20 protein-coding genes are annotated in these 22,452 nt (G+C 73.2%); 14 read left to right on the forward strand and 6 right to left on the reverse strand.

What is annotated here, in order from left to right; translation table 11 throughout:
• The first annotated feature begins 1 nt into the window (after position 1).
• The 6 genes from sucD (at position 2) to ACFPLC_RS18550 (ending at position 6,542) form a co-directional block, all read left to right on the forward strand.
• Positions 2 to 892, forward strand: a complete 891-nt coding sequence (gene sucD / locus ACFPLC_RS18525; RefSeq protein WP_191317057.1) for a succinate--CoA ligase subunit alpha — start codon at positions 2 to 4, stop codon at positions 890 to 892.
• Between the two features lie 206 nt (positions 893 to 1,098).
• Positions 1,099 to 1,872, forward strand: a complete 774-nt coding sequence (locus ACFPLC_RS18530; RefSeq protein ID WP_378189171.1) for a DUF5336 domain-containing protein — start codon at positions 1,099 to 1,101, stop codon at positions 1,870 to 1,872.
• 145 nt (positions 1,873 to 2,017) lie between these two features.
• The gene (locus ACFPLC_RS18535; RefSeq protein WP_378189170.1) at positions 2,018 to 3,460 is read left to right on the forward strand and encodes a cell division protein PerM; all 1,443 of its coding nucleotides are present in this window, start codon (positions 2,018 to 2,020) and stop codon (positions 3,458 to 3,460) included.
• Between the two features lie 77 nt (positions 3,461 to 3,537).
• Positions 3,538 to 4,155: a phosphoribosylglycinamide formyltransferase gene (gene purN, locus ACFPLC_RS18540; protein ID WP_378189169.1), complete on the forward strand. Its 618-nt coding sequence runs from the start codon at positions 3,538 to 3,540 to the stop codon at positions 4,153 to 4,155.
• Entirely contained in the window at positions 4,145 to 5,704 is a 1,560-nt protein-coding gene (purH, locus tag ACFPLC_RS18545; RefSeq protein ID WP_378189168.1) for a bifunctional phosphoribosylaminoimidazolecarboxamide formyltransferase/IMP cyclohydrolase, read from the forward strand. Before purN ends, purH begins: the two co-directional genes overlap by 11 nt.
• 28 nt (positions 5,705 to 5,732) lie before the next feature.
• Entirely contained in the window at positions 5,733 to 6,542 is an 810-nt protein-coding gene (locus tag ACFPLC_RS18550; RefSeq protein WP_378235869.1) for a hypothetical protein, read from the forward strand.
• Here the strand turns inward: ACFPLC_RS18550 and ACFPLC_RS18555 are convergent.
• Positions 6,539 to 7,282 (reverse strand): hypothetical protein, encoded by a 744-nt coding sequence (locus ACFPLC_RS18555; protein ID WP_378189580.1) that lies wholly within the window; start codon positions 7,280 to 7,282, stop codon positions 6,539 to 6,541. The genes ACFPLC_RS18550 and ACFPLC_RS18555 overlap by 4 nt on opposite strands.
• A 45-nt stretch (positions 7,283 to 7,327) precedes the next feature.
• Positions 7,328 to 7,816, reverse strand: a complete 489-nt coding sequence (locus tag ACFPLC_RS18560; protein WP_378189166.1) for a GNAT family N-acetyltransferase — start codon at positions 7,814 to 7,816, stop codon at positions 7,328 to 7,330.
• 53 nt (positions 7,817 to 7,869) lie between these two features.
• Here ACFPLC_RS18560 and ACFPLC_RS18565 point away from each other — a divergent pair, with 53 nt between their 5' ends.
• The 5 genes from ACFPLC_RS18565 (at position 7,870) to ACFPLC_RS18585 (ending at position 15,344) form a co-directional block, all read left to right on the forward strand.
• Positions 7,870 to 8,415: an HD domain-containing protein gene (locus ACFPLC_RS18565; protein WP_378189165.1), complete on the forward strand. Its 546-nt coding sequence runs from the start codon at positions 7,870 to 7,872 to the stop codon at positions 8,413 to 8,415.
• Between the two features lie 155 nt (positions 8,416 to 8,570).
• Positions 8,571 to 9,266, forward strand: coding sequence for a hypothetical protein (locus ACFPLC_RS18570; protein WP_378189164.1), 696 nt, complete (start codon positions 8,571 to 8,573; stop codon positions 9,264 to 9,266).
• Positions 9,267 to 9,615: 349 nt separating this feature from the next.
• On the forward strand, positions 9,616 to 11,223 hold the full coding sequence (locus ACFPLC_RS18575) for a DNA polymerase Y family protein (RefSeq protein WP_446681627.1): 1,608 nt from the start codon (positions 9,616 to 9,618) through the stop codon (positions 11,221 to 11,223).
• Positions 11,224 to 11,225: 2 nt separating this feature from the next.
• A complete protein-coding gene (locus tag ACFPLC_RS18580; protein ID WP_378189163.1) occupies positions 11,226 to 12,038 on the forward strand; it encodes a YML083C domain-containing protein in 813 nt (270 codons plus the stop codon).
• Positions 12,039 to 15,344, forward strand: a complete 3,306-nt coding sequence (locus tag ACFPLC_RS18585; RefSeq protein ID WP_378189162.1) for an error-prone DNA polymerase — start codon at positions 12,039 to 12,041, stop codon at positions 15,342 to 15,344. It begins immediately after the preceding gene.
• Here ACFPLC_RS18585 and ACFPLC_RS18590 read toward each other — a convergent pair.
• The 3 genes from ACFPLC_RS18590 to ACFPLC_RS18600 are packed head-to-tail and all read right to left on the reverse strand — an operon-like array spanning position 15,337 to position 17,309.
• A complete protein-coding gene (locus tag ACFPLC_RS18590; protein WP_378189161.1) occupies positions 15,337 to 16,065 on the reverse strand; it encodes a class I SAM-dependent methyltransferase in 729 nt (242 codons plus the stop codon). The two genes, ACFPLC_RS18585 and ACFPLC_RS18590, sit on opposite strands and share 8 nt — an antisense overlap.
• A gap of 31 nt (positions 16,066 to 16,096) precedes the next feature.
• The gene (locus ACFPLC_RS18595) at positions 16,097 to 16,528 is read right to left on the reverse strand and encodes an acyl-CoA thioesterase (protein ID WP_378189160.1); all 432 of its coding nucleotides are present in this window, start codon (positions 16,526 to 16,528) and stop codon (positions 16,097 to 16,099) included.
• Complete coding sequence (locus ACFPLC_RS18600; RefSeq protein ID WP_378189159.1) at positions 16,494 to 17,309, reverse strand: helix-turn-helix domain-containing protein; 816 nt, start codon at positions 17,307 to 17,309, stop codon at positions 16,494 to 16,496. The genes ACFPLC_RS18595 and ACFPLC_RS18600 overlap by 35 nt, the downstream gene beginning before the upstream one ends.
• Positions 17,310 to 17,413: 104 nt before the next feature.
• On the opposite strand from ACFPLC_RS18600, the gene ACFPLC_RS18605 reads away from it, so the two are divergent.
• Complete coding sequence (locus ACFPLC_RS18605; RefSeq protein WP_378189158.1) at positions 17,414 to 18,001, forward strand: pentapeptide repeat-containing protein; 588 nt, start codon at positions 17,414 to 17,416, stop codon at positions 17,999 to 18,001.
• 46 nt (positions 18,002 to 18,047) lie between these two features.
• On the opposite strand, the gene ACFPLC_RS18610 is transcribed toward ACFPLC_RS18605, so the two are convergent.
• Positions 18,048 to 21,044 (reverse strand): glycohydrolase toxin TNT-related protein, encoded by a 2,997-nt coding sequence (locus ACFPLC_RS18610; protein ID WP_378235870.1) that lies wholly within the window; start codon positions 21,042 to 21,044, stop codon positions 18,048 to 18,050.
• 223 nt (positions 21,045 to 21,267) lie between these two features.
• Between ACFPLC_RS18610 and ACFPLC_RS18615 the strand changes: the two genes are divergently transcribed.
• Together ACFPLC_RS18615 and ACFPLC_RS18620 are read left to right on the forward strand one after the other, a co-directional pair.
• Entirely contained in the window at positions 21,268 to 22,125 is an 858-nt protein-coding gene (locus ACFPLC_RS18615) for a bifunctional methylenetetrahydrofolate dehydrogenase/methenyltetrahydrofolate cyclohydrolase (RefSeq protein ID WP_378189156.1), read from the forward strand.
• Positions 22,122 to 22,442 (forward strand): DUF3017 domain-containing protein, encoded by a 321-nt coding sequence (locus ACFPLC_RS18620; protein ID WP_378235871.1) that lies wholly within the window; start codon positions 22,122 to 22,124, stop codon positions 22,440 to 22,442. The genes ACFPLC_RS18615 and ACFPLC_RS18620 overlap by 4 nt, the downstream gene beginning before the upstream one ends.
• The last annotated feature ends 10 nt before the right edge of the window (positions 22,443 to 22,452 follow it).

Below are 22,452 nucleotides of genomic sequence, written 5' to 3' on the forward strand. Positions count from 1 at the left end.
GATGTCGATCTTCCTGAACGAGAACAGCAAGGTCATCGTCCAGGGGCTCACCGGCTCCGAGGGCATGAAGCACGCCACCAAGATGCTGAAGTCCGGCACGAACATCGTGGGCGGCGTCAACGCCCGCAAGGCCGGCCAGACCGTCACCATCGAGGGCAAGGACCTCAAGGTCTTCGGCACCGTCGAAGAGGCGATCAAGGAGACCGGCGCCGACGTGTCGGTCATCTTCGTGCCGCCGAAGTTCGCCAAGGACGCGGTCATCGAGGCGATCGACGCCGAGATCCCGCTCGCCGTGGTGATCACCGAGGGCATCCCGGTGCACGACTCGGCCTACTTCTGGGCCCACGCCGTCGCCAAGGGCAACAAGACCCGCATCATCGGCCCGAACTGCCCCGGCGTGATCAGCCCGGGCAAGTCGAACGCCGGCATCATCCCGGCCGACATCACCGGCCCCGGCTCCATCGGCCTCGTGTCGAAGTCCGGCACGCTGACCTACCAGATGATGTACGAGCTGCGGGACATCGGCTTCTCGACCGCGGTCGGCATCGGCGGTGACCCGATCATCGGCACCACGCACATCGACGCCCTCGAGGCGTTCGAGGCCGACCCCGAGACCAAGGTCATCGTGATGATCGGCGAGATCGGCGGCGACGCCGAAGAGCGCGCCGCGGCCTACATCAAGGAGAACGTGACGAAGCCGGTCGTCGGTTACGTCGCCGGCTTCACCGCGCCCGAGGGCAAGACCATGGGCCACGCCGGCGCCATCGTGTCGGGCTCCTCCGGCACGGCCGCCGCGAAGAAGGAGGCCCTCGAGGCCGCCGGCGTCAAGGTCGGCAAGACCCCGAGCGAGACCGCCGTCCTCGCGCGTGAGCTGTACAACAACCTCGGCTGAGGTCGGGAAGTAACTCCTGGTCGGGCCGGGCACCCCAACGGGTGCCCGGCCTTTCTCGTTTCGGCATGAAACCGGGCGAGGTATTCACACGTCTGGTGGGCTGGCGGCCGTGGAGTGCGCTAGCGTTCTGCGCACACCAGCCGCCTCGTCTTCTTCCGGGCGCCCGTGCGCCCGGAGTGCCGGTCGAACCGACAGGAGTGCATCCGATGACCTTCCCCAGCGGTGGGCCCGGCTACCCCCAGCAGGGTGGCGGCCAGCAGCCCCCCGGACCGCCGTCCAGCAGCTTCCCGGCGCAGCAGCAGCCGCATTCGCACCAGGCGTCCTCCGGTGGGGCCGGCCTGCCGCAGAACCTGCCGCTGCTGCTCGCCCTGGTCGTCGCCGGCCTCGGCCTCGTGCAGTACTTCCTCGGCTTCTCCGACAACGGCGAAGTCGGCCTCGGCGGGACGTTCCTGCTGGGTGGTGGCCTGCTCGCCGCGATGACCGCGCTGCCCAAGGGTCCGAAGACGCTGCCGTTCGCGGCGCTGTTCAGCGTCCTGGGCGCGCTCGAGGTGCTCGACACCCTGGTCGGGCTGCAGACCTCGCCCGGCATCGTCACCGTCATCCTGATCCTGGGGATCCTGCAGATGCTCGCCGCGGTCGCCGCGCTGCTGATCGCGCACGACGTCATCAAGCCGCCGTCGCCGAAGCCGGCCACGCCGTCCTACAGCGGCCAGTACGGCCAGCCGGGCCAGCAGCAGTACGGCCAGCAGGGGCAGCAGGGCCAGCAGTTCGGCCAGGCGGGGCACGGGCCGGTCGCTCCCGGTGAGCCGTCGGCGCCGTTCTCGCAGCCGGGCCAGTACGGCTCGCCGAACCCGCCGTCGACCACCCCGCCGCCGGGCCAGCAGGCCACGACGTACGCGCCCCAGCAGGGCCAGTTCTTCCAGCAGCCGCCGCCGGAGAACCCGGGCACGCCGCCCGGTGGCTTCGGCAAGTCGAACTGACGCACCTCCCCTTCGAACACCCGCTGTGACGCTCCGTGTCACAGCGGGTGTTTCGCGTCCGGGGCGACCCGACCGGGTGAGCTCCCGCGTCCGGCGGCGGCGTGGCTCACCCGGACGGAGCAGCCCGGATGTCAGGGTGCGGATCATGGACGTGCTCACCGAAGAACCCCACCCGCCGGGTGACGAGGTGGGCGAAGCCGAACCCGTCCGGGCGTCCCGGGTGCGGGTGCTGACGGCGGCCGCCCTCGGCCCGCTGGTCACCGGCTACACCGCCGTGGCGACCGTGCTGGTGCTGGCCGCCCTCACCGCGGGCCGCGCCGCCTTCTCCGACACCGGGGTGCTGCTGGCCGCCGGCCCCGGCTGGCTCGCCGCGCACCAGGTGCGCCTCGGCATCGGCGGCCACCCGCTCGGGATGCTGCCGCTGCTGCCGACGCTGGGCGCGGTCGCGCTCGCCGCGCGGACGGCGTCCGGCGCCGCCCGCCGCCTCGGCTGCCGCTCGTTCCGCGAAGCCCGGCCGGTGCTGATCACGATCACCGGTGCGCACGCGGTGTTCGGGCTCGTCGTCGCGCTCCGGGCGCACGGCTCGGCGGTGACGGCGAACCCGGTGACCGCCTTCGTCGTCCCCGGCCTGCTCGCCGCCGCGGCGGCCACCGCCGGCGTCGTCCGGTCGTGCGGGCTGCCGGACGCCGTCGCGGAGCGCCTCGACCCGCTCGCGCTGCGCGGGCTGCGCGTCGGGGCGATGAGCCTGGCGGTGCTGGTGGCCTGCGGTGCGGCCGTGTTCACCGTCGCCACCGCGGTGTCGTGGGCGACGGTGACCGACACCTACGAACCCGGGCTCGGCACCAGTTCCGGGCTCTTCCTGCTCTCCCTGCTGTACCTGCCGAACGCCGTGACCGCCGCGCTGTCCTTCATCGCCGGCCCCGGGTTCTCGATCGGGCCGCTCAGCGTCGGCATGTTCGGCTACCGCGGCGGTCCCGTGCCCGCCGTCCCGCTGCTCGGCGGCCTTCCCGAACACCACGCGGCCTGGTGGCCGGCGCTGCTGGTGCTGCCCGCGGCGGCCGGCGCGCTGGCCGGCTGGTCGCTGCGCAAGGTGGACGCCGAACCGGCGCAGCGCATCCGCGCGGTCGCCGTCGCCGGTGCCGTCGTCGCGTTCGGCTGCGTGGTGCTGGGCACCCTCTCCGGCGGGCGGCTCGGCGACGGCCCGTTCGACCCGGTGAGCGTCCCCGTCGGCGTCGCCTCCGTCGTCGCGTTCTGCTGGATCCTGATCCCGGGCTCGTTCGTCGCGTTCTTCGCGGGCGAGCACGAGCCGCCCGCTCCGCCGCCCGAAGCGCTCGAAGACAACGAAGCCTTCCAGAACGCCGAGGACGTCGACCCCGCAGAAGCGGCCGAAGCCGTCGAGGAGCTCGAAGCCGCCGGAGAGGACGAGGGGATCGCCGAGGAGGACGCGGCGTTCGAAGCCGAGGCCGACGCCGAACTCGGCCTCGACGACGGGGCACTTTCACGTGAAAGTGCCCTCGAAACCGGTGACGCTGTGACCGGCGGCACCGAGACCTGCGGCGACGTCGAGCCGGACGAGGGCGACCGTTAGGGTTTACGTGACCTGGTGAAGCGCCGTGCGCCCGGCTGCGCACCGCCCGCGGCAAGGAGCCCGCTCTGTCTCAACGGTTGGAGCTGCCCACTCCGGTGAAGCTCGTCGTGCTCGCGTCGGGCTCCGGCACCCTCCTGCAGGCGGTGCTGGACGCCACCGGGCGGTCCGGGTTCCCGGCGAAGGTCGTCGCCGTCGGCGCCGACCGCACCGGCATCGAAGCCCTCGCCCGCGCCGAGCGCCTGAGCATCCCGTCGTTCACCGTCCGCGTCGCCGACCACCCCGACCGCGCCGCGTGGGACAAGGCGCTGACCGAGGCGGTCGCGGCGTACCGGCCCGACCTGGTCGTCTCGGCGGGGTTCATGAAGATCCTCGGCGAGCAGTTCCTCGGCCGCTTCACGGTGATCAACACGCACCCGGCGCTGCTCCCGTCCTTCCCGGGGATGCACGCGGTCCGCGACGCGCTCGAGGCCGGCGTCAAGGTCACCGGCTCGACCGTGCACTTCGCGGACGCCGGGGTCGACACCGGGCCGATCATCGCCCAGGAGGCGGTCGTCGTGGAGAGCGACGACGACGAAAACGTCCTGCACGAACGGATCAAGGCCGTCGAACGCAGGCTGCTGGTGGAAACGATCGAGCGACTCGGCCGCGGTGGCTGCACCGTGGACGGACGAAAGGTGACATTTCGTGAGCACTGACCTGGGACGGCGCCCGGTCCGCCGGGCGCTGATCGGCGTCTCGGACAAGGCGGGCCTCCTGGACCTCGCGACCGGCCTGCACGCGGCCGGCGTCGAGATCGTCTCCACCGGCGGGACGGCGAAGGCCATCGCCGACGCCGGTGTCCCGGTCACGCCGGTCGAGCAGGTCACCGGCTTCCCGGAGTCGCTGGACGGCCGGGTGAAGACGCTGCACCCGCACGTGCACGCCGGGCTGCTGGCCGACCAGGGCAACCCCGACCACGTCGAGCAGCTGCGGAAGCTGGACATCGCGGCGTTCGACCTGCTCGTGGTGAACCTGTACCCGTTCGCGCAGACCGTCGCGTCCGGCGCGAGCTTCGAGGACTGCGTCGAGAACATCGACATCGGCGGCCCGGCGATGGTCCGCGCGGCGGCGAAGAACCACGGCAGCGTCGCGGTGGTCGTCGACCCGGCCCGCTACGGCTGGGTGCTCGAGCGCGTCGCCGACGGCGGTTTCGAGTTCGAGGACCGCAAGCGCCTCGCGGCCCAGGCGTACGCGCACACGGCGGCGTACGACACGGCTGTCGCTTCGTGGTTCGCCAGCGCGTACGCGCCCGCGGATGACGCCGGCTTCCCGGACTTCCTCGGCGCCACCTGGGAACGCGCCGACGTCCTGCGCTACGGCGAGAACCCGCACCAGAAGGCCGCGCTGTACAAGAGCCAGAACCCGGGCCTGGCGCACGCCGAGCAGCTGCACGGCAAGGCCATGTCGTACAACAACTACGTCGACACCGACGCCGCCCGCCGCGCCGCGTACGACTTCGCCGAGCCGGCCGTCGCGATCATCAAGCACGCCAACCCGTGCGGTCTCGCGATCGGCGTCGACGTCGCCGAAGCGCACCGCAAGGCGCACGCGTGCGACCCGGTTTCGGCCTACGGCGGTGTCATCGCGACGAACCGGCCGGTCAGCCGCGAGGCCGCCGAGCAGATCGCCGAGGTCTTCACCGAGGTCGTGCTGGCGCCGGACTTCGACGCCGAGGCCCTGGAGATCCTGCAGCGCAAGAAGAACATCCGCCTGCTGAAGCTGCCGGCCGCTCCGGCGTCACCGATCGAGTTCCGCCCGATCTCCGGTGGCGTCCTGCTGCAGACGGCCGACGCGATCGACGCCGACGGCGACGACCCGGCCAACTGGAAGCTTGCCACCGGCGCTCCGGCCGACGAGCAGACCCTGCGCGACCTCGAGTTCGCGTGGCGTTCGCTGCGCGCGGTCAAGTCGAACGCCATCCTGCTGGCCAGCGGCGGCGCGACCGTCGGCGTCGGCATGGGCCAGGTCAACCGCGTCGACTCGTCGCGGCTGGCGGTCTCGCGGGCGGGTGACCGGGCCAAGGGCGCGGTCGGTGCGTCGGACGCGTTCTTCCCGTTCCCGGACGGCCTGGAGGTACTGACCGAGGCGGGGGTGCGGGCGATCGTGCAGCCCGGCGGCTCGGTCCACGACCCCGAGGTCATCGCGGCCGCGGAAAAGGCGGGCGTCACCATGTACCTGACGGGGACGCGCCACTTCGCGCACTGATCCGCCGCGCTTCGAGAGGGAGGGCTCGATGCAGCAACCGCCGTACGGCCAAGGTCAGCAGGGGTACCCGGGCTATCCGCAGCAGCAGCCCGGGTACCCGCCGCAGCAGGGCTATCCGCAGCAGCCCGGGTATCCGCCGCAGCAGGGCTACCCACAGCCGGGATATCCGCCGCAGCACGGTTTCCCGCCGCCCGGGTACCCGCCGGTGGGCTACGGCGCGCCGGTGCCGCCGCCGAAGAAGAAGCGGACCGGGCTGATCCTCGGCATCGTCGGCGCCGTCGTCGTGCTGCTCGGCGCGGGCATCCCGCTGGGCATCTTCGCGGGCGACTACTACGCGAGCACCGGCGCGGCGCCGTCGTCGTCGCCGGTGCCCGCCGAGTGCCAGGTCCCGGCGCCGGTGCTGGAGAAGGCGGGCTTCCCGAGCTTCGTCCTGGCCGGCCAGGGCACCGAGGACCTGCCGGGCATCAAGCAGCAGGGCTGCAGCTGGAAGCCGGGACCGGACGAGAACGTCCGTGACGCCACCATGCACGTCCAGATCACCCGGTACTCCGGGGCGAGTGCGCGCGAGCAGGCGAACGACCTGTTCACGCCGAAGGCGCCGCCGATCCCGCCGACGGAGGTGCGCGGCATCGGCGACAAGGCGGTCCTGGTCCGGCTCGCCACCGACAGCGCGTTCAGCGGGTCCGAGCTGCACGTTCTGAAGGGCACGACCGTCGTCATCCTCGAGGTGTCCGGCTGGGACAAGGGGTTCTTCTCGAACTCGCCGATGCCGCAGGAGGAGACCGACGCCGCCGTGCAGGCGGTCGGCGCGGAAATCGTCAAAAAGCTGGCGCGCTAAGCGGGTGCGGGCAGCGCCCGGCACAGCGCGACCGGGAACTTCGGCTCGGCCGCCAGGATCTCCGCGCAGCCGGCGGACCCGGCCTGCGCGAACGACGTCCACCCCGTGTCGCTCCACCGGAAAGCGGTGCGGGACGGCGGCTCGGTGTGGTGCTTGAGGACGTCGACGATCAGCCAGCCCGGCACGCACGCGCGGGTCGTGCCCGGGCTTTCGGCGCCGGCGGCGGACACCGCGGCGCCGATCCACGCGGGATCGCAGTGGTCGGCGGGCGGGGTGCAGGCGCCCTGGCGGTCGCAGTGGCCCCAGCCCGCGCCGAGCCGGTGCCAGGCGTTGCCGGTGTCGGCGTTGAGGATGACCGTCCGGTCCGCGATCGGCTCCGCCGTCGTCAGCCGCAGTTCCGCGGGCACCTTGTCCTGGCAGCCGCCCGCCGCCGGGCGCGTCGAGTAGACGACGTCGGCGCGGATGTCGGTCTTCGCCTCCACGACCTGCTCGATCCGCGGCTCGCGGACGCAGCCGGGATCCTTGCCGGGCAGCGCGACCTGCACGAAGAGGCTGCGGTCGTCGGAACCGGGGCGGATGCCGGTGACGTCGGCGCGGAACGAGCGCCACTGGGCGCCGATGGTCGTCGGCGCCGTGGCCGCGACGGAGGCGCCGGGCACCCCGCAGCCGGCGGCCACCGCTCCCACCGCCACCAGCGTGCCGGCGACCGCCAGGATCGGCCGTTTCCGCGGTCCCGTCATCGTCACCCCCGAAGTCCACCGGGGAATCTAGCCGACGCCGCAGCGTCAGGCGGCCGGACCGGGTTTTTCGCGCAGCGTGACGTCCTTCTCCAGGTGGACCGCCCCGGCGATGTGGCCTTCGGGCGCCGCTGCGTCGGTGAGCCGGTAGCCGGCCCGCTGGTACAGCGCGATGTTGCGGGCGCTGCGCGCGCCGGTGAAGAGCGCGAACCGGCGGGCTTCCGCCGGTGCCTGCGCTTCGGCGTGGGCCAGCAGCCGACGGCCCAGCCCGCGTCCGGCGAGGTCCGGCGCGACCATCAGCCTGCCGAGTTCCCAGCGGTCCCCGTCCAGGCGGGCGCGCACGGCGCCGACCAGCCGGTGGTCCTGCCGTAGCACCCACACGGACCACGTCTTGGTCCAGTCGCGCACGTCTTCGAGGGTTTCGTGCAGGGCGGGGATGGCGAGGGTGTCGTTGAGGACGGCCTCCTGGACCCAGCAGCACCGCTGGAGGACCAGCAGTTCCGGGGCGTCTTCGGGGCGGGCGTCGGTGAGCTCCACGCCGTCTGTCTAATGATCGGCCGCGGTGCGGGCAACTTCATTACCTTGGCGGAGTGCTGAGTGCTGCTCTCGACGCCCCCGGGTTCGCTCCGCTGCCGCCCCGGGCCCGGACCTTGCTGGAAACGCTGGGGGCGCCGCCGCGGCTCGGCGCGCACCTGCGGGTGGTGCACGACGTCGCGGTCACGCTGACCGGGTGGGTGGGGCCGCGAGTGGACGTCCCGGCCGTGTTGTTCGGCGCGGCCACGCACGACATCGGGAAGATCCTGCACCCCGAGGAGCTGTCCGGGCCGGGGTCGGCGCACGAGCTCGCCGGGTATTCGCTGCTGCTTTCGCAGGGGGTGGACGAGTCCTTGGCGCGGTTCGCGCGGACGCACGGGTCTTGGGACGCCGCGGACGTCACGTTCGAGGACCTGCTCGTCACCTTGGCGGACAAGGTGTGGAAGGGAAAGCGGGTGCCGGAGCTGGAGCAGCGGGTCGCCGCGCGGCTCGGAGGGGCGCCGTGGGAGACGTTCCTGGCCCTCGACGACGAGCTCGAGCGGATTGCCGCCGGGGCTGACGAGCGGCTGGCGTTCCAGGCCGCATACCCCACCAGTGGGTGACTTGACACCTCCGGTGGTTCGCGGTTGACTTGTCTACGTCGAACAGATGTTCGACGTAGAACCGCCGCCTTCCCCGCGGCGAACCAGTGCCGTCGGTCGTGTTTTTGGGAGAGGCCCGACCGCCGGCTCTAGTCCGTGGTGGGGAGGTGCGTGCGGTGACTGCTGTGGTGGAGCCGCCGGCGGCCCGGCTGGCGGCCCTGCCCGGGGTCACCACGGCGAGCCGGGTGGCGGCCCAGGCCGAGCGGGCCAGTGCGACGGGAAGGGTGCTCCCGGTCGTCCCGGCGCTGGCCGGGCTGCTGCCCGACACCGGGCTCCGGCGCGGGAGCACGGTGGCGGTCCACGGGGGCACCTCGCTGCTGCTCGCCCTCCTCGCCGCGGCCACGACCGCGGGTTCCTGGGCGGCGGCGGTCGGCATGCCCTCTCTGGGGATCGCGGCGGCGGCCGAGTACGGCGTCGACGTCGCCCGCCTGGCCCTGGTCCCTCACCCGGGACCGGAGTCCCCGGCGGTGATCGCGGCGTTGCTGGACGGCGTCGACTTGGTGGCGGTCCAGCCGGAGACGGTCCGGCCCGCAGTGGCGCGGCGGCTGTCGGCCCGGGCTCGTCACCGCGGTGCGGTGCTGCTGTCGGCCGGGGCGTGGCCCGGGGCCGATGTGGAGCTTTCCTGCCGCCGTTCGCCTTGGTCAGGCCCGTCTTCGGGATACGGCCACCTCCAGTGGCGGCGCGTCCAGGTCCGCGCCCACGGCCGCGGCGCGGCCGCCCGCCCCCTCACGGCCGACCTCCACCTCCCGGCGCCGGACGGCTCGGTCACCTCGGCCGCCCCGGCCCCCGCCCTCCGCGAGGCAACAGCATGACCCACCCCGCCCAGCCCCAACCCACGCGCCGACCCCCCAACCCCGCGAGTTACGCGCCCGATCACGCGAGTCACGCCTCCAACCCCGCGAGTCCCGTCTCCAATCACGCGAGTCCCGTCTCCAATCACGCGAAATCGGGTCCGGATCACGCGGGATCGGGGCTTGGTCACGCAGGCCGACCCTCCAGGTACGTAAGCCGACCGTCCAGGTGCGCAAGCCGACCCTCCGGGTACGCAAACCGGCTGTCTGGGTGCGCGGGCCGACCCGTCCGGCGCTCCAGCGGGCACGGGAACCGGCCACTGCACCACCTCCACCCCCGCCGGGGTGGCGGTCGGGTCCGGGAGGCCGCATGACCGTCCCCGCCCAGCGCAGCGCCTCCGACGCTCCTGCCCGCATGCTCGTCCTGTGGTGCCCCGACTGGCCCGCCGTCGCCGCCGCAGCTGTCGGTGGGGTTGCCGCCGACCTGCCCGTTGGCGTCTTCCACAGCAACCGCGTCGTCGCCTGCAACGCCGTCGCGCGGCGGAGTGGCGTGCGGCGGGGGATGCGGCGGCGGGACGCCCAATCGAACTGTCCGGAACTCGCCGTCTTCCCCGCCGATGACGGGCGGGATGCGCGGCTGTTCGAAGCCGTCGCGCGGGCTGTCGAAGGGCTTGTCGTCGGGGTCGAGGTTGTGCGGCCCGGCCTGGCCGCCGTTCCCGTCGACGGGGCCGCCGGCTACTTCGGCGGCGAACACGCGCTCGTCGAGCGGCTTCTCGACGAGGTCGCCGCCGCGGCCGGGGTCGAGTGCCAGGTCGGTGTCTCCGAAGGGCTCTTCGCCGCGACGCTCGCCGCGCGGTGTGGGGAGTTCGTCGCGCCCGGGCGGGCCGCCGACTTCCTCGCGCCGCTTCCGGTCACCGAGCTCGATCAGGCCGGGGCCGACCGCGCGGAGCTGGTCGATCTGCTGCGGCGCCTGGGGCTGAAGACGCTCGGCGCGTTCGCCGCCCTGCCGGAACGCGACGTCGCCAACCGCTTCGGTGCGGCCGGGCTGCTCGCCCACCGGCTGGCGCGCGGCCGTTCCGAACGGCCGCCGTTGCGACGCCGTCCGGCACCCGAACTGACCCTGGCCGAGGAGTTCGACCCCGTCGTCGAGCGGGTCGACGTCGCGGCGTTCCTCGCCAAAGGGCTCGCGACGCGGTTTTGCGCGGGCCTCGCCGGGCACGGCCTCGCGTGCACGCGGCTCGGCATCTACGCCGTCACCGAAGAAGGCGAACACCTCGGCCGGGCGTGGCGGTGCGCCGAGCCGCTGACGCCCGCCGGCGTCGCCGATCGCGTGCGCTGGCAATTCGAAGGCTGGCTGCGCGCCGCGCCCGGGGAGCGCCCGACGTCCGGCGTCGTGCGGCTGCGGCTGGAACCCGAGGAGGTCGTCGAAGGGCGGTCGCTGCAGCTCGATCTGTGGCGCAACGGCGGCTCGGACGAGGACGACGAGCGTGCGGCCCGCGCGTTCGTGCGGGTCCAGGGCCTGCTCGGGCCCGAAGGCGTGCTCACCCCGGTGCTCGACGGCGGCCGCGACCCCGCGGGCCGGGTCCGGCTGGTGCCCTGGGGCGACCCGCGCGAGCGCACGACACCACTGGACGCGACTTGGCCGGGACGGCTGCCGTCCCCGTCCCCGGCGACGGTCCTCGCCCGCCCGGTCCCGGCGCAGGTCTTCGACGACGGCGGGCGCGCCGTCGGCCTCACGGCCCGCGACCAGCTGACGTCGCCCCCGCGGCGGCTCACCATCGCGGGCGGCGCGGGGCGGGAGGTCGTGGGCTGGGCGGGCCCGTGGCCCCTGACGGGCGATCGCCGGCGGCCGGGTCCCCGACGGGCGCGGCTGCAACTGGTGCTGGCCGGCGAAGGCGACGAGCCGCCCGAAGCGGTGCTGGTGCACTGCGCGGGCACGGAAAATCCACTGTGGACGGTCGAGGGAGTGTACGACTGAGCATGGACGAGGACTACGCACGAAAGCTGCGGAACTGGCTGCGAGCCGAGCCCGGGGCCACGCCCAGCGGGGCATCGGAGGAACGCGAGTGGCTGCGCGGGATTCCCGAGCCGGCATCGGAGGAGCAGGCGGACACGCCCGACAGGTGGACGGTCCGCGGGCAGCTCCCGCAGACACCCGCCGACGACGACTGGGTCTGCCCGGTGATCGCGCTCCCGGTCCCGCGCCCGTCCCGGGAGAACGGCTGCCGCATGAGCGGGGTCGAGGTCCGCGTGCGGTGGGACCGCCCGGCGAACGCGGGCCGGATGAGCGACGCCGAGGCCCGCAGCCGCTGGAACCACCCGACGAACGCGGATCGCCGCGCTCAGGCCCCGGACGCCGCGACCGATGCCGAGGCCCGCAGCCGCTGGAACCACCCGACCAACGCCAGCCACCGCGCCCAGACCCCGGACGCCGCGGCCGATGCCGGGGCTCGCTCGCGCTGGGCGCATCCGACGAACGCGAACCCCATGACCGAGGCCGAGGCGCGCAGCCGCTGGAACCACCCGACGAACGCGGATCGCCGCGCCCAGGCCCCCGGTCCGAGCCCGACCACCGAAACCGAGGCTCTCCCCGCAAACCACCGCGCCCAGGCCCCCAGCCCGAGCCCGACCACCGAAACCGAGGCCCTCCCCGCAAACCACCCCACCGAGGCCCCGGCCCCCATGACCGAAGCCGAAGCCCGATCCCGCTGGAACCACCCCACCAACTGGCACCGTCGCCGCCGAGCCGCCGCCGCCGAAGACCGACGGCGTGATCAGCCCGGGAGCCGCTGAATGGGCTGGAACAACCCACCCGTCCGCTGGAAGGACCTCGCCCGCACCCTCGCCGGCGGGGTCCCTCCCGGCGATCACGGCGACAGCCCCGCCTGGGGGCGTCGCCGCGAGAGCTACCAACGACCCGGCGACCTCCCCGCCCGCCGCAACGACGATGGCGCCGAGGCCGTCCGCGTCCCCTACGCCGAGCTGCACTGCCACTCCAACTTCAGCTTCCTCGACGGGGCCAGCCACCCCGAAGAACTCGTCGAAGAGGCCGCGCGCCTCGAACTCGACGCCATCGCCCTCACCGATCACGACGGCATGTACGGCGTCGTGCGCTTCGCCGAGGCCGCGAGGGAACTCGGCGTCGACACCGTCTTCGGCACCGAACTCAGCTTCGGCCTCCACGGCCCGCAGAACGGCGTTCCCGACCCCGACGGCGAGCACCTCCTCCTGCTCGCCCGCGGCGACCAGGGCTACCGCGCCCTCTGCCGCGCCATCACCGCCGGTCAGATCCACCACCGGGCGGAAAAGGGACGCCCGATCTACGACCTCGGCGCGGTCGCCGAGGAGGTCGCCGGGCAGTGCGTGGTGCTGACGGGCTGCCGCAAAGGCGCGGTGCGCTCGGCCCTCGTCGCGCACGGTCCGGCGGCCGCCGCGGAGCAGCTCGAGATCCTCATCGACCGCTTCGGCCGCGACAACGTCTACGTCGAGCTCACCGACCACCGCCAGCCGCTCGACAGCACCCACAACGACCTCCTGACGCAGCTCGCGGACGAACTGAAGCTCCCGACCGTCGCCACCACCGCCGCCCACTACGCGCGGCCCGAACGCGCTCCGCTCGCCGACGCCCTCGCCGCGATCCGGGCCCGGCGGGGCATCGACGAACTCGAAGGCTGGCTGCCCGCCGCCGGCACGGCCTTCCTGCGCAGCGGGGCCGAAATGGACGTCCTGTTCCGGCGCTACCCCGGCGCCGTCCGCCGCGCGGCCCTGCTGGGCATGGAATGCGCGTTCCCGCTGAAGCTGATCGCCCCCGAGCTGCCGCCCTTCGACGTCCCCGAGGGCCACACCGAAACGACCTACCTGCGTCACCTGACGGCGGAAGGCGCGAAGGAGCGCTTCAAAGGAAAGCCACACGAAGAAAAAGCGAACGAACAGATCGAGCACGAGCTCGCCATCATCGAAGAGCTCGGCTTCCCCGGCTACTTCCTGATCGTCTGGGACATCGTCCGGTTCTGCAACGAAAACAACATCCTGTGCCAGGGCCGCGGCTCGGCGGCGAACTCGGCCGTCTGCTACGCGCTCGGCATCACCAAGGTCGACTCCGTCGCCTACGAACTGCTCTTCGAGCGCTTCCTCGCCCCGGACCGCGACGGCTACCCCGACATCGACCTCGACATCGAGTCCGACCGCCGCGAGGAGGCCATCCAGTACGTCTTCCGGAAACACGGCAGGCTCAGAACCGCCCAGGTCGCGAACGTGATCACCTACCGCGCCCGGTCCGCCGTCCGCGACGCCGCCCGCGCCCTGGGCTACTCGCCGGGCCAGCAGGACGCCTGGAGCAAGCAGATCGACCGCTGGGGTTCGCTGCAGCACACCGAAAAGGACCACGACCACGACATCCCGGACGAGGTCCTGCAGCTCGCCTTCGCCCTCGAGGACTTCCCGCGGCACCTGGGCATCCACTCCGGCGGGATGGTCATGTGCGCCGAGCCGGTGAGCCAGGTCGTCCCGGTCGAATGGGCGCGGATGGCCGACCGCAGCGTGATCCAGTGGGAAAAAGAAGACTGCGCCGCCGCCGGGCTGGTCAAGTTCGACCTGCTCGGCCTGGGCATGCTGTCCGCGCTGCACTACATGATCGACCTGGTCGAGGAGTACAAGGGCGAGAAGGTCGACCTCGCCGAGCTGGACCTGGCCGACGAAAAGATCTACGACATGCTGTGCCGCGCCGACGCGATCGGCGTCTTCCAGGTGGAGAGCCGCGCCCAGCTGGCGACGCTGCCCCGGCTGCAGCCCCGCGAGTTCTACGACCTCGCCGTCGAGGTCGCCCTCATCCGGCCGGGCCCGATCCAGGGCGGCTCGGTGCACCCGTACATCCGCCGCAAGCAGGGCCGCGAGGAGTGGAGCTACGACCACCCGCTGCTCGAGAAGGCCCTGCACAAGACCAAGGGCGTGCCGCTGTTCCAGGAACAGATGATGCAGATCGCGCTCGACGTCGCGAACTTCACCGCGGCCGAAGCCGATCAGCTACGCCACGCGATGGGCTCGAAGCGGTCGGACCGGAAGATGGACCGGCTGCGGCAGCGGTTCCTCGAGGGCGCCGCGGCGAACGGCGTCGACGACGAGCTCGCGCAGAAGATCTTCCTGAAACTCAAGGCCTTCGCGAACTTCGGCTTCCCGGAAAGCCACGCGCTGAGCTTCGCGCACCTGGTCTTTTCCAGCGCCTACTTCAAGTTCTACCACCCGGACGCGTTCCTGGCGGGCCTGCTGCGCGCGCAGCCGATGGGTTTCTACTCACCGCAGTCCCTGGTCGCCGACGCGCGGCGCCACGGCGTCACCGTGCACGGCCCGGACATCAACCGCAGCCTGCCGCACGCCACCCTGGAGGCGGGCGGCGGGGAGTTCCACGACGTGCGCACCGGGCTGAGCACCGTGCGCAAGATCGGCGAGGACCTCGCGAAGCGGATCGTCGTCGAGCGGGTGGAAAACGGCGAGTACCGCGACATGGCCGACGTCGCCCGCCGCGTGCGGCTGACCACGCCGCAGATCGAAGCGCTGGCCACGGCCGGTGCGTTCGCCGGCTTCGGCGGGGATCGGCGTCAGGCGCTGTGGACCGCGGGTGCCGTCGCCGGGGAACGCCCGGACCGGCTGCCCGGCCTGGTCGGCGCCTCGGCTCCGGTGCTGCCGGGGATGGACGGGCTCGACGTCGCGGCGGCGGACGTCTGGGCCACCGGGGTGTCGCCGGACAGCTACCCGACGGAATTCATCCGCGACCGCCTCGACGAGCTCGGCGTCGTCCCGGCGAGCGGGCTGGCGGACCTCGACGACGGCGCGCGCGTGCTGATCGGCGGCGCGGTCACCCACCGGCAGCGCCCGGCGACCGCCGCCGGCGTCACCTTCCTCAACATCGAGGACGAAACGGGGATGGTCAACGTGATCTGCACGCTTGGCCTCTGGCAGCGCTACCACCGCGTCGCGCGCAGCAGCCCGGCGCTGCTGATCCGCGGGGTGGTGGAGAAGGCCGACGGCGTGGTCAGCGTCCTCGCCCACCGCGTCGAGCCGCTGCCGATGCGGATCAAGGCGAAGTCACGGGACTTCAGGTGAGGGGACGCCGGACGATCGTGATGATCTCGGGGCTCGTGTCGGTCACCGGCGAGCGGTCCCAGTAGCCGTACTGCTCGTCGACGACCAGCCCGGCTTCCTCGATGAACCGCGAAAGCGTTGCCACGTCGAGGAAGCGCAACGTGCTCTGGCTGAACCTCGGCGCGTCCCAGTCCGGGCTTTCGTAGGTGGTCTTGAAGCTGACCAAGCCGTTCTCGAACGGCCCGGCGTCGTTCCACGAGCGGACGTTCCCGGCGGCCCAGACGTTCGAAGGCATCCAGCGCTCCCAGGCGCGGGCGGCCGGGTTGCGCGTCTCGAAGCCGAACCGGCCGCCGGGACGCAGTGCGCGGCGAACGGCCGAGAACGCCGTCCGCAGTTCGTCGTCGGTCAGCAGCACCTGGAACGCGTGCCCGGTCATCACGGCGAAGTCGAACTCGCCGTCCCAGGACGCGGTCGACAAATCGCCGTGTACCCACTCGACGTCGTCCCGGCGGCGGGCCTGGACGAGCATGCCCTCGGCGGGATCGAGCCCGACGAGCCGTCCGCGGTGGCCGGACTCGCGCGCCCAGTGCAGCAGGGAACCGGTGCCACAGCCGACGTCCAGCACGGACTCCGCGGCCATGATCATCGGCAGGTAGAACAGGTAGTCGCCGCCGCTCTCCCGCGGGTTCAGCGCGTCGTAGAGTGCGGCGAGGGCGGGGTCGTCGTAATGCTCGTCGGGCATGGGGTCACGGTAGTGATCGACTTCGGGAACCTCATCCGGTTTTCGGGCCCAAACCGAGGAGTTCGGGCCGCGCGGCCAGCTCCCGCCAGTACGCGCCGGGGTCGGGCAGCAGCCGCCGCCGGTCCAGGTCGAGCAGGCCGGACACGCTCGCGACCTCGGCGACCAGCGTGCCGTCCGGCGCGTGGAACTCCTGCGTCACGCGCGAGGTTTTGCCGGTGCTCCAATGGAAATCGCAGCTGACGTCGACTTCGCCGTACGGTGGCAGTTCGCGGTGGAAGCGCAGGGTCGTCTCCAGGTTCACCGGGCCGATCCGGCGCGTGGTCAGCTCCGCCGGATCGATCCCCGCGGCTTGCACGCACGCCCAGCGCGCGTGGTCGGCGTAGGCGAGGTAGGCCGGGCCGCGGACGTGGCCGTTCGAGTCGATGTCGTCACAGCGCACCGGGATCGTGACGTGGAAGGTCATGCCGGCGATCGTGGCGGCGGCCCCCGGGTGCCGTCTGGAACTTTTCGGCCACGCGCACCAGCGCGGCGGGGGAAGAACCCGAAAGCCGGCGGCACTCGCGGCCGAGGTGGGACTGGTCGGCGTACCCGAGATCGGCGGCGACGCGAGCCAGCGACGTCCGGCGCTCGGCGAGCGCGTCGAGCCGGCGCAGGAACCGCTGGAACCGCCGGACACGGTGCAGTTGCTTCGGCCCGGCGCCGACGGCATGGACGAAGTGGCGCCGCAACGCGCGTTCGCTGACCCCGACGGCGACCTCGGACGTCCGCGTGGCGGTGCCGAGGGCGCGGACGGCCGCCAGCACCCGCCGGTCCGGCGTCCCGCCGCGCCGGGCGACGAGCCCTTCGAGAACCCCGCGCTGCACCCGGAGATCTTCCGACGCGGCCAGCATTTCTTCGGCACGGCGGGCCTCCGCACCCCAAAGATCGCTCAGGGGGGTCACGGCGGGCAGCTCGGAGATGGCGGTCCGCAGCACGGCGGCCGCGGCGCCGCACCGCAACCGGACACCGACGCGCGACGACGACGCCGGGACCCACAGCCGCAGCGGAGCCCCGACGGTGACGACCACGGTCAGGGCGGCACCGTCCCAGACGAGGTCCGCGCAGCCGTCGGGGAGCACGCGCAGCGGCCGCGCCCAGCCGGTCTGCCCGTGCCAGCCGCAGGCGAGGACGTCCGCGAGCGCGGGCGGCGGCGCGACTTCGCGGTACACCGACCGCGCCGCCACCGGCCGCAGCGGAATTCCCATGGAACCCAGTATGCAGCGGTCAGGAGTCCGCGTGCCCGAGCTTCCCGTCGGCTGGAGGACCTGCAGGTGCGAGGCCCTGATCGGGGGTATGGCAACCTGGGGCCGTGCTGGAGACCGGGGAGGACTACCGCGAAGCGGTGTTGTCGGGGCAGTGGTGGGAAAAGCGGCGGTTCACCGGCTGCGACTTCACCGGCGCGGACCTGAGCGGGCTGCGGACGCGCGGCTGCACCTTCGACGACTGCGTGTTCACCCGGGCCGACCTCTCCCGTTCCCGGCACGACGCGTCGGCGTTCCGCTCGTGCACCTTCGACCGGACGGTTCTCGCCGAGTCCCGCTGGACGGCGTGCTCGCTGCTGGGCTCGTCGTTCGACGAGTGCGGGTTCGGCGGGATCGCGCTCACCGAGTGCGACCTGTCCCTCGCGTCGCTGGCGAAGGCGCGGCTGCGCCGGCTCGGGCTGTCGGGTCTGCGGCTGCGGGAAGCCAACCTGATGGAAGCCGACCTCACCGGCGCCGACCTGCGCGGCAGTGACCTCACCGGTGCCCGTCTGCAGGGCGCGAAGTTCGAGGGCGCCGACCTGCGCGGCGCGCGGCTCGACGCGAACGCCCTGGTCCAGGCCGCCTTGCGGGGCGCGGAGGTCGACGTCGAAACCGCCATCGCCTTCGCCGCCGCGCAGGGGCTGGTCATCCGCTGAAACGACGAAGGCCCCGGCAGCGCGCTGCCGGGACCTTCGAGCGTCTTCAGTCGATCGGGGGTTCGCCCGGGTCCAGCTCGATCAAGTCACCCTCGGCGAGCAGCTCCTCGATCGACGCCGGCAGCAGGTACGCCGACCCGCCGCCCGGCTGGTTGAACCACGGGATCGCGACGCCGGCCAGTGTCTCCAGCGGCCGCTGCACGCGGTAGACGTGGTACGGCCGGTTCACCCACTCGGGCACCAGCGACCGCTCGGCGAACGGCGTGCCCGCCGCGTACGTCAGGTTGCCGTTCGGGCCGCCGAAGCGGTCGAGCTCGCTGCCGGCGGGCAGCTCGCGCAGCTCCTTGCCGCGGAACAGCGTCAGCGGCGGCTCGCCGGCCAGCGGCCCGATCGGCCACTGCTGCTGGCCACCGCTCCCGCCGCCGTTGACGGGCGGACGGGCGGGCTCGTCCCGGCGCGGCGGCGCGGGCGGGGCCGCCGGAGCGGGCGGTGGCACCGGCAGGACACCCTGCGGCATCGGGGCCAGGACCGTCGGCGCGGACGGCGGCTCGCGCCGGGGCGGCGCGGGCGGCGGACCCGCCTGCTGGGCCAGCGGCGGCGGCCCGGCCGGAACCGGCGCGGGCTGGCGCGGCGGGGCCGGCGGCTCGTCGTCCTCGAGGTCGCCGAAGAGCTCCTCGGCGCTGGTGAAGGCCGTCTGCTCCTGCGGCGGCACCGGCGGCTCGGGCTTGCGGACCGGGTACGAGCCGGTCGCGACCTCGGGCGACAGCGTCGCGACGACCCGCTGCGGCGCCGGTTCCGGCTCGGGCTCCGGCGCCGGGGCGGGCGGCTCCTCGGCGGGCAGGTGACCCTCCGGGTTGAGCAGCAGCTTGCCGAGCATGAACGCGGCCGCGTCCTCGGCGTCGCCGAACACCGCGGGGTTGCTGAGCTTGCCGTCGTACCAGCCGACCCGCCAGCCGTCGTCGACCTCTTCGACGCTCCACCCGTGCTCGGCCGGCTCGCCCAGCTTGTAGCTGCTTTCGGGCACGTCGAGCTCGTCGAGCTTGGCCTGCAGGCCGGCGAGCACCGGGTGGTCCGGGGTCTCGCGGCGCAGCGCCCGGCGGCCCGGACGCGGGGGAGCGGGCGGCTCGGCCTGGGCGGCGGGCTGCGGCGCCGCCGGCTCCGGCACCGGCAGCACGCCGGGCACCTCGGGCTGGGTGATCATGGTCGGCGGCCCGGGGTCGAACGCGGGTTCCCGCCGCGGCGGCTGGAACGGGGCCGCGTCTTCCTCCGGGGCCGGCCGGCCCGGGGCCTGGAAGGCTTGCTCGTCCTCACGCCGCGGCGGCTGGCCGGGCTGGAAGGCGTGTTCTTCGTCGTGCCGCGGCTGGAAGGCCGCGTGGGACGGGTCGTCGTCGTGGTGCGGCTGCTGGCCGGGCTGGAAGGCGTGTGCCGGCTCGTCGTCCTGGCCCGGGGCTTGGAAGGCGTGTTCTTCGTCGTGCCGCGGCTGGAAGGCCGCGTGGGACGGGTCGTCGTCGTGGTGCGGCTGCTGGCCCGGCTGGAAGGCGTGTGCCGGTTCGTCGTCCTGGCCCGGGGCTTGGAAGGCCGCGTGGGACGGGTCGTCGTCGTGGTGCGACGGCTGGCCGGGCTGGAACGCGTCCGCTTCCCCGGTGTCGAAGGCGTGCCCCGCCTCGTCGTCCTGGCCGGCCGGATCGGAGCCGAACGTGTGCGACGGCTCGTCTTCCCGGTGGCCGGCCGGTTCCTCGGCGGCGTGCTCGTCTTCGCGCCGGGGGAACGGCTCACCGTCCCGCGGCGGCTGCTGTTCCTGGCCGATCGGCTGGTCGGGGACGTATTCCGCGGTCTCCTCGAGGTCGGGCACCCGGCCCGGCTCCGGCGACGAGCCGTTCGCCGCGCCCGCGTGCTCGGCCTGCTGCGGGTACTCCTCTTCGCCGTACTGGTGCTCCTCTTCGGCGAAGCGGTCGTCGAACTCCTGCGCGTCGTAGCCCTCTTCGGCGTACTCGTGCTCTTCGGCCGGAGCCTCCGGTTCGGCCGGGGCGTGCGCCGCATGCGGGGCCTCCACCGGCGCGGGCGGCTCCTGGGGCGGCGGCGCGACGGGCGGGGGCGCGACCGGCGGCGGACCGGCGGGTGCCTGCTGCTGGGGCGGTCCCTGGGGCGGCGGGCCCTGCGGGGGCGGCCCCTGGGGCGGCGGCCCGGCCGGGCGCTGCTGCTGCGGCGGCGGCTGGTTGCCCCGGGTCAGGTACGCGGCCGCGGCCTGCAGCGTCGGCTCGTCGACCGGCGGCAGCGTGAAGCCGACCGAGCGGACGTGCTCGACCAGGTCCGGTTCGGGCGAAACGCCGTACTTGTGGAGGTAGAAGTTGACGGCGGCGGGCCAGATCCACTGGCCGTCGCTGTGGAAGGCGACCGGGACGGTCGCTTCCGGCGTCGCGGCCAGCCGGTCGATGTCGTAGCCGCGCTCGGGCACCACCAGCGGCGCGTGCTCCAGGTACTCCAGGAGCCGGTCCTGCTCGTCGACCTCGAGGTCGGGGCGGTTGATCACCGGGCGGCCCGCCGGGCCGACGGTGTCGAAGATCCGGGCGATCCGGAAGTGCGGCCCCGGCTGCTCCGGGCCGAGCCCGGACATCCGGCGAATCAGCCATTCGGGGACGTTCTCCTCGGTGCGCGGGAACATCCGCAGCTCGTCGGAGTAGGCCTGCGGCGGCGGCGCGAGGTTCCACACCGGCTCGTCGCGGTTGTACTCGAGGTTGTAGCTGGACGGGTGGTCCAGCTGGTAGCGCGCGTTGAACCACGTTCCGCGGCCGTCGCGGTACATGCCGCCGCGGAGCCTGCCGAACAGGGTCGCGATGTCGTGGGTGGCGAGCCACTCGTGCACCGTGCCGTCCTCGGTCACGATCTCGCCGGTCAGCTCGTGGTACCTGCCGACGGCTCGGTACTCCGCGGTGACCTTGCGCCAGTCGCGCGGGGCGGCACGGAGCAGGGCAAGGCCGATCTGCTTGACCAGGGTGTCCTGCTCGGTCGCGTTCAGCTGCGTCGTCGGTTGTGCCACCCGCACATTTTGACTGCTCGCGCGCGCGAGTGCACCCCGCATGTGGGTTTTGCCGCTCGGTCACCCGGTGGCACCCGGCCTGACCTCGGGTGATGCGACGTGCGGTAGATCACAGCTTGATCGCGGGCAGCGTCGCGATTGGACCGTGTGGGGTAGCGGCCAGTCTACGGGCTGCGACCACCCGCGCCTGGAAGCGACGCGCGGGGGTCGCTTTGCCAGAATGGGGCGCGTGACGGCGAAGATTCTCGACGGCAAGGCCACCAAGAACGCCATTTTCGCGGAGCTCGAGCCCCGCGTCGCGGCCCTCGCCGCGAAGGGGGTGACGCCCGGCCTCGGCACCGTCCTGGTCGGCGACGACCCGGGGTCGCACTCGTACGTGCGGATGAAGCACGCCGACAGCGGCAAGATCGGGGTCAACTCGATCCGCCGCGACCTGCCGGCCGACATCACCCAGGAGAAGCTCGAAGCCGTCATCGACGAGCTGAACGCCGACCCGGCCTGCCACGGCTACATCGTGCAGCTGCCGCTGCCGAAGCACCTCGACGCCAACCGCGTCCTCGAGCGAATCGACCCGGAGAAGGACGCCGACGGCCTCGCGCCGGTCAGCCTCGGCCGGCTCGTGCTGGGCCAGCAGGGCGCGCTGCCGTGCACGCCGTACGGGATCATCGAGCTGCTCAAGCGCCACGGCGTCGAGCTGAACGGCGCGCGCGTCACGGTGGTCGGCCGCGGCATCACCGTCGGCCGCACCCTGGGCCTGCTGCTGACGCGCCGCAGCGAGAACGCCACCGTCACCCTCTGCCACACCGGCACCCGCGACCTCGCCGCCGAGGTCCGCCGGGCCGACATCGTCGTGGCCGCGGCCGGGGTGCCCGGGATCATCACGCCGGACATGGTCGCTCCGGGCGCCGCGGTGCTCGACGTCGGCGTGTCCCATGTGGACGGCAAGCTCACCGGTGACGTGCACCCGGGGGTCGCCGAGGTCGCCGGCTGGATCTCGCCGAACCCGGGCGGGGTCGGTCCGATGACCCGGGCGATGCTCGTCAGCAACGTGGTCGAGGCGGCGGAACGCTCGGTCCAGGGCCGATGACGGTGACCGACGACCGGCGGGACGTCCGCGACCGCCGGAGCGGACGGGACCGGTTCAGCCAGCTGCCGTTCGCGGTGGTGCTGCTCGTGGTGGCCGTCGCGGCCCTGCGGATCTTCCAGTACCACTGGCGGGAGGGCGCGGCGCTGATCGGCGCCGCGCTCCTGCTCGCCGCGGTCCTGCGGGCGGCGCTGCCGACGGCCAAGGCGGGACTGCTGGCCATCCGCGGCAAGCTCGTGGACGTCGTGACGTTCACGTCGCTGGCGGCGGCGGTGCTGTACGTCGCCCTGACGATCATCGGCGGCCCCCTCGGCTCCTGATTGCCGATAA

The organism is Amycolatopsis plumensis, from assembly GCF_042652605.1.
GTDB lineage: Bacteria > Actinomycetota > Actinomycetes > Mycobacteriales > Pseudonocardiaceae > Amycolatopsis > Amycolatopsis plumensis.

Bases quoted from the DNA above. Each gene is read 5' to 3' on its own strand.
- sucD (WP_191317057.1), top strand. From the start codon at position 2: ATGTCGATCTTCCTGAACGAGAACAGCAAGGTCATCGTCCAGGGGCTC.
- ACFPLC_RS18530 (WP_378189171.1), top strand. From the start codon at position 1,099: ATGACCTTCCCCAGCGGTGGGCCCGGCTACCCCCAGCAGGGTGGCGGC.
- ACFPLC_RS18535 (WP_378189170.1), top strand. From the start codon at position 2,018: ATGGACGTGCTCACCGAAGAACCCCACCCGCCGGGTGACGAGGTGGGC.
- ACFPLC_RS18550 (WP_378235869.1), top strand. From the start codon at position 5,733: ATGCAGCAACCGCCGTACGGCCAAGGTCAGCAGGGGTACCCGGGCTAT.
- ACFPLC_RS18555 (WP_378189580.1), bottom strand. From the start codon at position 7,282: ATGACGGGACCGCGGAAACGGCCGATCCTGGCGGTCGCCGGCACGCTG.
- ACFPLC_RS18575 (WP_446681627.1), top strand. From the start codon at position 9,616: ATGACCGTCCCCGCCCAGCGCAGCGCCTCCGACGCTCCTGCCCGCATG.
- ACFPLC_RS18580 (WP_378189163.1), top strand. From the start codon at position 11,226: ATGGACGAGGACTACGCACGAAAGCTGCGGAACTGGCTGCGAGCCGAG.
- ACFPLC_RS18585 (WP_378189162.1), top strand. From the start codon at position 12,039: ATGGGCTGGAACAACCCACCCGTCCGCTGGAAGGACCTCGCCCGCACC.
- ACFPLC_RS18590 (WP_378189161.1), bottom strand. From the start codon at position 16,065: ATGCCCGACGAGCATTACGACGACCCCGCCCTCGCCGCACTCTACGAC.
- ACFPLC_RS18595 (WP_378189160.1), bottom strand. From the start codon at position 16,528: ATGACCTTCCACGTCACGATCCCGGTGCGCTGTGACGACATCGACTCG.
- ACFPLC_RS18600 (WP_378189159.1), bottom strand. From the start codon at position 17,309: ATGGGAATTCCGCTGCGGCCGGTGGCGGCGCGGTCGGTGTACCGCGAA.
- ACFPLC_RS18620 (WP_378235871.1), top strand. From the start codon at position 22,122: ATGACGGTGACCGACGACCGGCGGGACGTCCGCGACCGCCGGAGCGGA.